This is a genomic window from Paenibacillus sp. fava2 (assembly GCF_058313675.1).
Map to the genome: position 1 here is coordinate 5,940,425 of NZ_CM177755.1, position 12,118 is coordinate 5,952,542.

General features: G+C 54.0%; 10 protein-coding genes. 1 reads left to right on the forward strand and 9 read right to left on the reverse strand.

Going from position 1 to position 12,118, the window contains the following annotated elements; genetic code table 11:
* Positions 1-27: 27 nt before the first annotated feature.
* The 8 genes from AC4G46_RS26085 to nifB form a co-directional block, all read right to left on the reverse strand.
* The gene (locus tag AC4G46_RS26085) at positions 28-594 is read right to left on the reverse strand and encodes a DUF269 domain-containing protein (RefSeq protein WP_491125267.1); all 567 of its coding nucleotides are present in this window, start codon (positions 592-594) and stop codon (positions 28-30) included.
* Positions 578-988, reverse strand: coding sequence for a nitrogen fixation protein NifX (gene nifX, locus AC4G46_RS26090; protein WP_491125268.1), 411 nt, complete (start codon positions 986-988; stop codon positions 578-580). The genes AC4G46_RS26085 and nifX overlap by 17 nt, the downstream gene beginning before the upstream one ends.
* Positions 963-2,291 (reverse strand): nitrogenase iron-molybdenum cofactor biosynthesis protein NifN, encoded by a 1,329-nt coding sequence (gene nifN, locus AC4G46_RS26095; RefSeq protein WP_491125269.1) that lies wholly within the window; start codon positions 2,289-2,291, stop codon positions 963-965. The genes nifX and nifN overlap by 26 nt, the downstream gene beginning before the upstream one ends.
* Complete coding sequence (gene nifE, locus AC4G46_RS26100; RefSeq protein WP_491125270.1) at positions 2,281-3,642, reverse strand: nitrogenase iron-molybdenum cofactor biosynthesis protein NifE; 1,362 nt, start codon at positions 3,640-3,642, stop codon at positions 2,281-2,283. Before nifE ends, nifN begins: the two co-directional genes overlap by 11 nt.
* 287 nt (positions 3,643-3,929) lie before the next feature.
* A complete protein-coding gene (gene nifK / locus AC4G46_RS26105) occupies positions 3,930-5,489 on the reverse strand; it encodes a nitrogenase molybdenum-iron protein subunit beta (protein WP_068728339.1) in 1,560 nt (519 codons plus the stop codon).
* Positions 5,486-6,943 (reverse strand): nitrogenase molybdenum-iron protein alpha chain, encoded by a 1,458-nt coding sequence (nifD, locus tag AC4G46_RS26110; protein ID WP_491125271.1) that lies wholly within the window; start codon positions 6,941-6,943, stop codon positions 5,486-5,488. Before nifD ends, nifK begins: the two co-directional genes overlap by 4 nt.
* A gap of 47 nt (positions 6,944-6,990) precedes the next feature.
* Complete coding sequence (nifH, locus tag AC4G46_RS26115) at positions 6,991-7,857, reverse strand: nitrogenase iron protein (protein WP_068728337.1); 867 nt, start codon at positions 7,855-7,857, stop codon at positions 6,991-6,993.
* A gap of 6 nt (positions 7,858-7,863) precedes the next feature.
* Positions 7,864-9,237 (reverse strand): nitrogenase cofactor biosynthesis protein NifB, encoded by a 1,374-nt coding sequence (gene nifB / locus AC4G46_RS26120; protein ID WP_491125272.1) that lies wholly within the window; start codon positions 9,235-9,237, stop codon positions 7,864-7,866.
* An 854-nt stretch (positions 9,238-10,091) separates the two neighbouring features.
* Here nifB and AC4G46_RS26125 point away from each other — a divergent pair.
* A complete protein-coding gene (locus AC4G46_RS26125; RefSeq protein WP_491125273.1) occupies positions 10,092-10,919 on the forward strand; it encodes a TerC family protein in 828 nt (275 codons plus the stop codon).
* Positions 10,920-10,989: 70 nt separating this feature from the next.
* Here AC4G46_RS26125 and AC4G46_RS26130 read toward each other — a convergent pair whose 3' ends face one another.
* Positions 10,990-11,958 (reverse strand): glycoside hydrolase family 43 protein, encoded by a 969-nt coding sequence (locus tag AC4G46_RS26130; RefSeq protein WP_491125274.1) that lies wholly within the window; start codon positions 11,956-11,958, stop codon positions 10,990-10,992.
* Positions 11,959-12,118 lie beyond the last annotated feature (160 nt).

Genomic DNA, 12,118 nt, shown 5'->3' on the forward strand with positions numbered 1-12,118 from the left:
CTCCTGTGACTGATGATTGTATCTGCCTTAGCCCTCCAGGCTCAGCAAGCCGTGCAGCGCAGTCACTTCCTTGTATCTGTCCAGAAAAGCCAGCCCTTCCTCGATACACTCAACGCCGTACCGGAACATCTTCTCCTCTGATGTGAACGGAAACGGAAAGCCTGCCCGCAGGCTCTTCAGCACCAGAATGACCCGGCCGCTGTAGAGCAGTCCCCGGCCGAAGCCCTCACCGTTAATCTCGGCCGTGCTCTGGATCATCGTCCCGCTTCTTTCTTCGATCACTCCGGCCATAGCCTGAAACAGCAGCGGCACCTGCTGGCGTACCTTGGGCGAGACTGCACAGTTGAATTCCGACTGGCTCTGGTCAGCAGCGGAGGCTAGGAACTGCTGTGCAATCTTCTCCCGCGGCTGCAGAGCCGCATAACGGCCGAAGAAATCTTCCGCGTCCAGCAGACCGCATAGCCGCCGGACCAGAGCCTCCGCCGTCTCCTGGTTCACGGCCTTACGGACCGGCCGGCTGCGGCGCTTCAGGAGCGCGTTCTCCTGAAGCGCTCCTTCCAATACTGCCGGGCTTTCATTAGCCATGGGTTCCATCAGATTCCTCTCCTTCCGATAAGCCTTCCTCTTCCGCCCGCAGCACCTTGGCCAGCCACATCGGCGGCTTGCCCTGCAGCATCTCGGCCAGCCGCTTGACCTGCTCCTCGATCGGGCTGCCAAAAGGAACCTTCACCGGCATAATCTTGCGCCGTGTCACCCGGGCAGCCGCCGAAGCACCGATCTGCATAATGAAGATCAACGTGCAGTCACCTACCGCCTCAAGGCGGCTCTCAATTTTGCCGGCTTCATCCTGGTTCAGGACCACCGGCAGTCTGCGCAGCTCAACAAGCTCGCTTCCCTGCTTGGTCACATTGTATATTGCAAACATCGGACTCTGCCCGAAGTGGGCATTGACGCGGATTCCGTCATCTGTGGCGAATGCTACTTTCACGGTGGCCAGCCTCCCTCTGCATTAATAAATTCCCAGCCTTGTTGCTCCATTCCATTGCTCCCCTGTAGCCGACCGATACGGACATATAGGCCCCAAGCTCGTTCCAGACCGGGAAGCCGGCGGGCATAAATGCCGCGCCTATGCGGGCTGCACCGCTGATTCCGTGCGAATTGCTGATCCACAGGTCTGCACCTTTGCCGAGCACCTCGGCATCATCCAGGTCGCCGACCCATACCTCACGCTCCATACCGTCTACAAGCGGTGTTTCAAAAGAAGCTATAAGCGCCTTTTGCTCTACGCCCAGCTCCTCCAGCCAGCCGGATACAGAATACAGATGATCCGGTTCAAGCGCCGCAACAGCGGACATACCGGCGAACTGGAAATGCGCATCAAGCATGCTGTCGAGCAGATTCTCCCGCTGCCAGCAGTAGCGCAGCGGAACCGGTTCGCCGCTGATCTGGTGCAGGAAATGCAGCAGATCATCCGAAGCCTTCAGGCCCATTGCACCGCTGAATACCTTATAAGGCGTGCCAAGCGCGTTATGCAGTCTTCTGGCCGGCCGCTCCATGCTGGCGCCGACCGCAATCGTTAAGCCGGACTGCAGGCTCTGCAGCATCGAATCCAGCGGCACACCGCCGCGTGTCAACGGGGAGAAGCCGGTCAGCAGATGGCCGGACAGCGAAGTCGATATGTCCGGAACGGCAATCACCTCAAACCCGAAGGCGGAGATCATTTCCTTCAGCTCCATCACATCTGCGGGCGTCAGAAACGATCCCGGAAGCAGGGTAATCTGGCGGGTGTTCACGGTTCTTGAACCCCGGTGTCCCACCTGCTGGATCATTTCGTCCATCATCGCCTCCACAGCCCAGCTGAAGCCGGATTCGAGCGAGCCGCGGAAGTCGGGCAGCACTACAGAGAAGGCGAGTCCTCCGCGCAGATTCCGCTCCCGCTTGTAGCTCTTGAGCATCGTCGCATAATCTACCCCCGCCACATCGGTCAGCTCTGTTCCGATGATGCCGATAATATCCGGACGATGCTTGCTCAGTACTATATTCAGCGCCTCCTCCAGATTCCGGTTGGCGTCAAAGATCACATCCATTTCCTGCAGCGCGGAGGTCTGCACGGCAATCGGCTCGCGGAAATGCCGTGTCAGCAGCGCCTTGGGAAAAGCCGAACAGCCTTGCGAACCGTGTATCAGCGGCATTGCGCGATAGCAGCCCTGCAGGGCAAGCACAGCCCCCAGCGACTGGCCGATCTTGACCGGATTGATTGAAGCCGGCTTCTTCCGTCTGTTAACGGTCATAAGGCACCTCCCTGTCCCAGGGGGCGGGGCTGGCCGCGAGCTTCCAGATCGGATTGGCCAGTGAATAGGTCAGCTCCTTGGCCAGCCGCAGCAGGCCTTCATAGCCGGCATAAGCCTTATGCCTTTCCTGGTTAATATCGATGAACGGAATCTGTTCCTTCATCGCCACATACATGTTGCGCCCGCCGGCGATCATAATGTCGGCCTTGCGTTCCCGCACCGTCTTGAGAATCCGGCTGGCCCCGCCTTCCGGTATATATTCGGTATCATCTCCGACCCGGTCGGCAATCCGCCTCACGTCATCCTCCGTGCTTTTGTTCGTGCCTACACCGACCACCTGTACCCCCAGCTCCTTGAGCGCCGAAATAACGGACCAGCTTTTGACACCGCCGGTATACAGCACTGCTTTTTTCCCCTTCAGAATTTTGCGGTAAGGACGCAGATCCTGGGCCAGACGGCTCTCCTCCCGTTCGGTCAGACGGTCCACCCTCCGCTCCATTTCCCGGTCATTCATCAGATAGGCCATCTGGCGCAGAGAGTAGGTAGTCTCCTTAGCCCCGTAGAAGGAGCCTTCAAAATAAGGGATACCGTACCGGGCCTCCATCTCCCTGGCCAGCCCCAGCAGCGCGCGGCTGCAGACGACCATGTTAACCTTGGCGCGGTGCGCCCAGGTAATCTCCTCGTATCTGGCGTCGCCTGTAATGCGCGAGGTAACAGCAATGCCCGCACTGTTCATCAGCTTCTCAATGTCCCACATTTCACCCGCGATATTGTATTCGCCGATCAGGTTGACACCAAGCGGAGTTTCCGGCTGCGGCTCTCCTGTGCCGATAACATACTGCAGCAGGGCATCGCCGGCCAGCCGGTTGCCCAGGTTCTTACTGCCCACAAACCCAGGGCTGTTAACGGGAACAACCGGTATGCCCAGCCGGTCCGCAGCCTCCTTGCAAACGGCATCCATATCTTCGCCGATCAGTGCCGTCACACAGGTTGAATATACAAAGATTGCCGGAGGCGCAAAACGCCCGGCAATATAGTCGATGCTCTCCTTCAGCTTCTTTTCCCCGCCAAAAATAATGTCGGAGTCATTCAGATCGGTGGCGAAGCCGTATTGCGACAGCGATGGGCCGCTCGACAGCGTACCTCTGCTCTCCCAGCTGTTCCCGGCACAGGCAATCGGGCCATGAATCAGATGCGCGGCGTCCATAATAGGAAGCAGCGTGATCTGGGCTCCGTCGAAGGAGCAGCCTCCGGCTGCTTCACCGGGCTTCGGCCGCGGACACGGCTTGGATTTGGGTGCCTGGCTCCCGCAATCCCCGGAATCAAAATCGGCTTTTCGTACTGGGTCCATCGGCTTTCATCTCCTTCGCTAAAGGTGGATGCTAACTCTGGCAATACTGACCTGCAGCAGTAACGGCTTATACATATCACTAGCAAGAATCCCGGCCTGCCCTGTTCCCGGATTTCGCATGAGCTGACCATAGGCGAAAAACGGGATATAGGGAACGCCGGGCTGGATGAATCATTACCATTTATTCAAATTGATGTATGTTAAGCATAAAAAATATTTACAGAAAGTTTCAGTAATTTCCATCACTTATCCATACTGTCAAAGTGTAAAAAAAACAGATAAGCCGCTTACCGCACCAGGTCATAATTGAATCCGGAATTATTGCGGTCCAGTTCATCGAGCACGGTGTTGACAATCAGACTGAGCAGATTAAGCGCACCCTGATAGCCAAGGATCGGATAACGGTGCATGTGATGACGGTCAAAGATCGGGAACCCTACGCGGATCAGCGGAACATTCGCATCCTTGGCCGCAAACTTCAGATGCGAGCTGCCGATGGCCAGATCAACCGGATCATTCAGCAGCAGCGACCGCATATGCCACAGGTCATTTCCGATATACAGGGAGGCTTCAGAACCATAAGGGCTTGAGGCGAGCAGTGCCTCCGCTTCCTCCTTGAACTTCACTTCATTGAAGTCCACATCCCCGTTTGAGCAGACGATGTGTACCGGCTCCATACCGACCTCCAGGCAGAAGCCGATTAAGCCGATCAGCAGATCCGGATCGCCTACCAGAGCTACCCGCTTGCCGTGAATATAGGGATGGCTGTCCGTGAGGGCATCCACCACACGGCCGCGTTCTTCCAGCAGGGAGGCCGGAAGCGGAAGCCCTGTCAGCTCGCTGACCGCCTCCAGCAGCTTGTCGGTTCCGGTGATGCCGAGCGGCGTAGACAGCGCAGTTATCTGCTGCTTCCAGGCTTCGGCAATGTAGTCCTGGGTCTTCTTCAGCGTATATTTTTGAAGAGAGAGGGTGCCTAGCGCATTCGCCGCCAGCGGCACATCCGCCAGTCTGGTTCCGCCGTAGTAGTACTCGTACTCCCCGGTAGCCGGCGAATCATAGTTGCCGCTGTGGTCACCAAGCAATGTATATTTCGTATCAAATGCCTCAAGAATTTTCCGAATTTCCGCGAAATTCCCCGTGTAAGGCTCGAAGCCGAGCATGACGTTCAGCTTCTCCCCGGTTTCTTCACCGCTGCCAGGGGCTGCTTCAAGGCCGGAGCGTTCATAGAGGTAGCTAAGAATACCCTTCATCATGGCATCATAGCCGGTAATATGTGACCCGACGAAGCTCGGCGTGTTGCAGTAGGCAACCGGGAAATCCTCGGAGATCACCCCTTTATTGCGGGCATTGCCGATGAAGGAGGACAGGTCATCCCCGATAACCTCGGCCATGCAGGTCGTACAGATTGCCACCATCTCAGGCTTATACAGGGCAATACTGTTTTCCAGGCCGTCGATCAGGTTGCTCATGCCGCCGAATACCGCTGCATCCTCGGTCATTGAGGAGGATACGGCCGGCGTAGGCTCCTTGAAATGGCGGCTTAAATGGCTGCGGAAATAGGAGTTGCACCCCTGTGAGCCATGGACAAAAGGCAAAGTCTTCTCAAAGCCGAGCGCGGCCATAATGGACCCCAGCGGCTGGCAGGCCTTGTGCGGGTTAATGACCACCGCTTTACGGTTAAAGTTCTTCTCCATATATTCGGCAGATTGGGAGTAAGCGAGCGCTTCTGCCGTTTCCTGCTCGCTGCAGGGTGCTTCAAACTGCCGCTTGTTCAGCCGCTGCTCCACGAACCGGTGCTCCGAGAACAGGGAGTTGTAATCCGGAATATCCAGTCTGTCCTTGCTCATATGCTCGCTTCCTCCTTTTGGGCTTTTGTCTTCTTCTGCATCAGGCTCCATACCGGGCTGTTCACAGTCATATCCATATCCTTGGCAAAGATTTTAAAGCCGTCAAAGCCGTGATATGGGCCGCTGTAATCCCAGGAGTGCATCTGGCGGAACGGAACACCCATTTTATGGTACACGTATTTTTCTTTGATACCCGATCCTACGAGATCGATATTCATTTTCTGGGCAAGTTCTTCCAGCTCGTAAGCCGTAGGATCATCCATAATAACTGCACCTTCTTTAAGCATCGGGAACATTTTCTCGTAATCATCCTTGTGGGCGAATTCGTAGCCGGAAGCTACAATTTCCATGCCCAAATCCTCATAAGCGCCGATGGTATGGCGGGAACGCAGACCGCCGATCATCAGCAGCACCTTTTTATTTTCCAGACGCGGCTTAAATTTATTAATAATGGCATCCATGGCCGGCTTGTGCTTCGCAATCATCTTCTCGCAGTTCTCCTGAATCGTTTCATCGAACAGCGCGGCGATGGCGCGAAGGCTCTCGTACGTCTTCGAAGGTCCGAAGAAGTTGTATTCCATCCAAGGAATACCGTAAGCCTTCTCCATATGCTCGACCATGTAGTTCATGGAGCGGTGACAGTGGATCAGATTCAGCTTCGCTTTATGGGCAATCTCCAGCTCGTTCAGCGTACCGTCGCCGGACCACTGCGCAATAACCCGAAGGCCCATTTCTTCAAGCAGGATGCGTGAAGCCCAGGCATCGCCGCCGATATTGTAGTCTCCAATAATATTGACATCATACGGGCCGGTTTCAGCTAAGTCAGCTTTGCCGAGCACAAAATCACGGATCGCATCGTTCGCGATATGATGGCCCAATGACTGGCTGACGCCGCGGAAGCCCTCACACCGGACAGGCACGATCGGCATCTCCAGCTCCTTGGACATCTTCTTGGATACCGCTTCAATATCATCACCGATCAGGCCAACCGGGCACTCGGACTGTACCGAAATCCCTTTGGCCAGCGGGAACATCTCGGTAATCTCCCGCATGATCACTTCCAGCTTCTTGTCACCGCCGAAGACGATATCCGTCTCCTGAAAATCACTTGTAATCTGCATCGCGGTAAAATTATCGATCCCCAGCGTCCCGTTCGCATAATTGCGCCGGGTTCCCCAGCTGTACTGCCCGCAGCCGATAGGGCCGTGGCTGATATGGACCATATCCTTGATCGGGCCCCACACCACGCCTTTAGAGCCCGCATAGGAGCAGCCGCGCGGCGTCATGACACCGGGACGGGACTTGATATTCGATTTCAGGGCACAGGTGCCGCAGGTTTGGGCTTCGGCTGTATTGATCTGGTAATGCTTTTCCCGGTCTTTTTTCGCTTTTTTCGGGTAAGCCTCCAGCACTTCTTCCACGAGTTTTTTATTCGCTTCAATATCCAATCCCATTATTGACCCTCCTTTTCATGGCGGGGCACCTTGGCGCCCGCTGTTGCTTATTGTCCGGAAGCCTGCAGCTTCTGAATGGCTGCTTCTTCATCTTCGATGATCCCGAATTCCATCAGCAGCTCCTCCAGCTCTTCCATGGAGATCGGGGTAGGGATGGTCAGCATTTTGTTGTTGAGGATTTTCTCGGCCAGAATCTCATATTCCTTGGCCTGCTTGTGCTCCGGATTGTACTGGGCAACAGTCATCCGGCGCAGCTCGGCGTGCTGAACGACATTGTCACGCGGCACAAAATGAATCATCTGCGTATTCAGGCGGCGGGCCAGCTCAGTAATCAGCTCATCCTCACGGTCGGTGTTCCGGCTGTTGCAGATCAGTCCGCCCAGTCTGACACCGCCGCTGGTGGCATATTTCAGAATCCCGCGGGCGATGTTATTGGCAGCGTACATCGCCATCATTTCCCCCGAACAGACGATGTAAATTTCCTGCGCCTTATTCTCACGGATCGGCATTGCGAAGCCCCCGCACACAACGTCCCCGAGTACGTCATAGGATACAAAGTCCAGATCGGTATAAGCACCTTCCTGCTCCAGGAAGTTGATAGCAGTGATGATCCCGCGTCCCGCACAGCCTACACCCGGCTCAGGCCCGCCGCATTCCACGTTGATGATGTCGCCGAAGCCGGTCTGCAGTACATCATCCAGCTCCAGATCCTCCACGGAGCCTAGCTCAGCAGCCAGATGAAGCACGGTCTGCTGCGCTTTGGTGTTCAGAATCAGGCGGGTGGAGTCTGCCTTAGGGTCACAGCCGACAATCATAATGCGTTGTCCGAACTTTGTAGCTAACTGAGCCAGGGTGTTTTGCGAAGTTGTCGATTTACCGATACCGCCTTTACCGTAGAAAGCTATTTGTCTCATTTTTCATCATCCCTTCGAAATGTTCATATTTTCAAAATAGGAGCTGTACTTGACGCTTTCAAGAATCATGTCCTGTATGCCGCCCTTGCGGACCAGCGGCAGTACACCGGCTTTATTCAGGCTGGCCCGCGGGCCGTCTCCGATTCCGGAGCAGAGAAGAATGCGGCAGTCGCTTAAAATAGAGATAATTTCCTGCAGCGTAGCGGCTTTGTCGCCGTTACAATCCGCCTTGCCGTGGCAATACGCCTGGATCTTGCGGACACCGACCAGCTTGACCTCAGCCCCGTCGGTATCATACACAAGGAATTCCGTCGCATGGCCGAAATGCTGATTGACCTTGTCGCCGCCTCTGGTGGCTACGGCAACTCTTGTTTTCTGCGAATCTTCCCAGCGCCCTCTGGCTCTGGCCCGCTTCGCGGTGACCCGCTCGCGGATTTTGACGTCGAGGTCGCTCTGGAACTGGGTCCTGGCCTCCAGATCAATGAGCGGATCGGCCTCCATCGCCTCCAGCGGGAAGTCCTGGTTACGGTCCTGGCCGAGCAGCCCGATGGCATCAGCCCGGCATTGCCGGCAGTGACGCATGACCTTCATTCCTTCACGCCCCAGCAGCTCCTGCAGATTGTGCAGCTCCTTCGGACGTGGCGCCTTGCGGCCGTCCGCTTCGTATTGGCTTCCCGGCGCGATAATCAGCGGTGTTACATTGTGCAGCGTGGCCCCGAGCTCTTTTACCCTTTTGGACACGTCCGGCAGATGGTGATCGTTGACCCCCGGAATCATAATCGAATTAACCTTAACGAGAATCCCCAGCTTTGCCAGCATTTCAAGTCCTGCCAGCTGGCGGCTGATCAGCAGCTCCGCCGCTGCCCTTCCTTCGTACCGGATCCCTTCATCGAATACCCAGGGATAAATGTGCTGGCCGACATCCGGGTCAATGGCGTTGATCGTGATGGTGACATGGCGGATACCAAGCTCAAGGATTTCCTCCACATGCCGGTAAAGTGTAAGACCGTTAGTGCTGAGGCAGAGACTGACATCAGGGACATGCTGTTTCACCCTTGCAAAGGTGTCAAACGTCTGCTCCGGATTTGCCAGCGGATCGCCCGGGCCGGCTATGCCGACTACGGAGAGCTGCATCAGCTGGGCCGCGACCCCCTTCACCTTGCGTTCCGCCTGCTCCGGTGTCAGCACTTCACTGACCACGCCCGGCCTGCTCTCATTAACACAGTCGAACTTGCGGTTGCAGTAGTTGCACTGGATGTTGCAGGCGGGCGCAACCGGGATGTGCATTCTGGCATAGAACCGGTGAGCTTCCTCGCTGTAGCAAGGGTGGCGGCTGATCTCCTCCTCTGCTTCATTTGATATACACGACGGCTGCATCATTTCCCACCTCCTAAAAGTTTTACGGAGCTTAACTTCTTTGAAAACTCTTCGCAGTAAAACTCACTTCGGAAGCATACGCTTCGTTTTGCGAGCATTTGCATCCCTGATTTCGCTTCGAGCAAAACTCACTTCGGAAGCATACGCTTCGTTTTGCGAAGCTTAACTTTCTGATGTTACCTCCATGACAGGCTGTACGGCAGTGGCAGAAACAGCGGTGAGCTATATGTTATTTTATCTAACAAAGAACTCGCTTGACCGCTTGAATTACTCTCATCATATTTTTCCAGACCCGTACCGTCAATTACATACAAGCTGAAAAAGCCCTTGTTTTCCCTATGTTTGCAGTATCGACAAAAGACATGTGAGATTAATTAACTCATACTTATCATGTTTCCGTTTCCATTCTCTCTATTTTTGCAGTTGATATTTGTTCTCAGGACCATTGACAATCCTCCGGAGCTCATATATGATACTTTTAGGTTAATCGCATGACTCAAACGAACGTCCTTAACTTCATATATCCCGTAAAGGGGAGTAGCTGCGTAAACAGAAACAACCTGCCGGTTTCACCGAGAAATCGTGCCCGTTTCTGTGGATAATATAAGACAGTTCCAGGCTCAATGCTAAACTGCTTATATTTCAGATAAAGTCGTCAATACGAGAATATGAGGATATTCTCCGGCTTTATCGGCAATGAACTATTGCTAGCGAGACCTTTACCAATCAGGTTAGACCTTTATCCCAAAGGCTGATCTGTTTGGTAAAGGTCTTTTTTATATATATTTTGATCAAAATTAGGTAATGTGGGTATTCTTTTCAAGAGATATTTACATCCGAATGAGGAGGAAACAGCAATGGATTGGGGATTATTATTGGAGTACGGCTGGGTATTGCTCGTTCTGGTCGCACTGGAAGGGCTGCTGGCCGCAGATAACGCACTGGTACTGGCAATTATGGTTAAACACCTTCCTGATGAGGAACGTAAAAAAGCGCTGTTCTACGGTTTGGCGGGAGCATTCGTGTTCCGGTTCGGTTCACTTTTTGTCATCTCATATCTGGTGGACATCTGGCAAGTACAAGCTATCGGAGCCATTTACCTGTTGTTCATAGCAGGGAATCATATCTTCCGAAAGCTTCTTATCAAAAAGCCGGTCACGGACGAAGCTGTGGAAAGCGGAAGCCCGAAAGCTGTCGACAAAAAGAAAGCCGGCTTCTGGTTCACTGTACTTAAGGTTGAAGTGGCTGACATCGCATTTGCAGTCGATTCCATCCTGGCTGCAGTTGCCCTGGCGGTTGCCCTTCCGCCAAGCGGCATCGGCCACATCGGCGGCCTCGACGGCGGTCAGTTCCTCGTTATCTTTGCCGGCGGATTTATCGGCCTGATCATCATGCGGTTTGCGGCATCGTTCTTCGTTAAGCTGCTGCATACCCGTCCGGGTCTGGAAATTGCCGCTTTCTTCATCGTAGGCTGGGTAGGGGTTAAGCTTGCGGTTATTACACTGGCTCACCCTTCCCTGGGTGTTCTGTCCGAAGACTTCGCCCACAGCACCTGGTGGAAAACAACCTTCTATGTTGTTCTGATCATCATTGCCGCTACCGGCTGGTTCTTGAGCAGCAAGGTTGAAGAAGTGAAAACCGACGAGAATCCGATTAAGGAAGTCGACAAGCAGCTCGGTAAATAAAGCATCCTCTCATTAAAACAATAACCCGGAAGCTGCACCTCCCAAGGTGCAGTCTTCCGGGTTATTTGCTTTAGCGCTTCAATGGGCCGTCCTTGACAGGAGCTCCGAAATCCGGCGTACCGTCTTCCTTCCAGCCGAATACCTGGACCCGCGTATGACGGTTCGGGTCATACAGCGGATCACCGGTAATGTCTTTATAATTGCGGGCATGATAGACCAGCACATCCTCCCCGTGCTCATTGACAGTAAAGCTGTTGTGCCCCGGCCCGTACTGGCTGTTCTCCTCCGAGGTCTTAAACACCGGCTCCGCCGATTTGCTCCAGGAAGCAGCATCCAGCAGATCACTGTCCTCATCCGCTGCAAGCAGCCCCATACAATAGTTGTAATCCGTAGCACTGGCAGAGTAACTGATGTAAATCCGGCCGTTGTGCTTCAATACTGCAGGTCCTTCATTTACGCGAAAGCCGATCGTCTCCCACGGATACTCCGGAGCAGAAATCATCGTCTGCCTGCCCTGCAGCGTCCACGGATTCCTCATCTCCGATATATAGAGATTGGAATTCCCCTTAATCTCCGGATCCTTCTGCGCCCAGACGTAATACAGTACGCCCCGGTGCCGGAACACCGTCGCATCCAGCGCAAAGGATTCCCAGGCGGTTATTACCTGCCCCTTCTCGGCCCATTCTCCTTCAAGCGGATTCGCAGAATCATTCTCCAGCACATACATCCGGTGGTCGAACAGCCCTTCCTTCGTCTCCGAGGTATGGGCAGCGGCAAAATAGATATACCATTTATCAGCGATATGATGCAGCTCTGGCGCCCAGATGTTGGCGCTGAGCGGTCCGGAATCATATTTGCGCCAGATTGTAACAGGCTGTGCCGCAGCGATTTCCTCCAGGGTCTGTGCCCTTCTCACTTCAATCCGGTCATATTCCGGTACGGAAGCGGTGAAATAATAATAACCGTCGGTATGCTTATACACCCATGGGTCAGCACGCTGTTCTACCAGCGGATTGATATATTCCGGGTTCCCGGGCATGGACATTCTCCTTTTCAATAGCGGTTCACAGGTTAATTATTTTTATTTTTATTTTATGTACGAGTGAAATATAACGTAAAAATATATACAAATTGTTGTCCGCGTGTCACCGGCTCACCTAACCTTTTCACACAAATTCAAACGTTGCACTATTTACCTC

What these genes read in the sequence shown, in the direction of transcription:
- AC4G46_RS26085 (WP_491125267.1), bottom strand. Translation starts at nt 594, where the DNA reads ATGGAACCCATGGCTAATGAAAGCCCGGCAGTATTGGAAGGAGCGCTT.
- nifN (WP_491125269.1), bottom strand. Translation starts at nt 2,291, where the DNA reads ATGACCGTTAACAGACGGAAGAAGCCGGCTTCAATCAATCCGGTCAAG.
- nifE (WP_491125270.1), bottom strand. Translation starts at nt 3,642, where the DNA reads ATGGACCCAGTACGAAAAGCCGATTTTGATTCCGGGGATTGCGGGAGC.
- nifK (WP_068728339.1), bottom strand. Translation starts at nt 5,489, where the DNA reads ATGAGCAAGGACAGACTGGATATTCCGGATTACAACTCCCTGTTCTCG.
- nifD (WP_491125271.1), bottom strand. Translation starts at nt 6,943, where the DNA reads ATGGGATTGGATATTGAAGCGAATAAAAAACTCGTGGAAGAAGTGCTG.
- nifH (WP_068728337.1), bottom strand. Translation starts at nt 7,857, where the DNA reads ATGAGACAAATAGCTTTCTACGGTAAAGGCGGTATCGGTAAATCGACA.
- nifB (WP_491125272.1), bottom strand. Translation starts at nt 9,237, where the DNA reads ATGATGCAGCCGTCGTGTATATCAAATGAAGCAGAGGAGGAGATCAGC.
- AC4G46_RS26125 (WP_491125273.1), top strand. Translation starts at nt 10,092, where the DNA reads ATGGATTGGGGATTATTATTGGAGTACGGCTGGGTATTGCTCGTTCTG.
- AC4G46_RS26130 (WP_491125274.1), bottom strand. Translation starts at nt 11,958, where the DNA reads ATGCCCGGGAACCCGGAATATATCAATCCGCTGGTAGAACAGCGTGCT.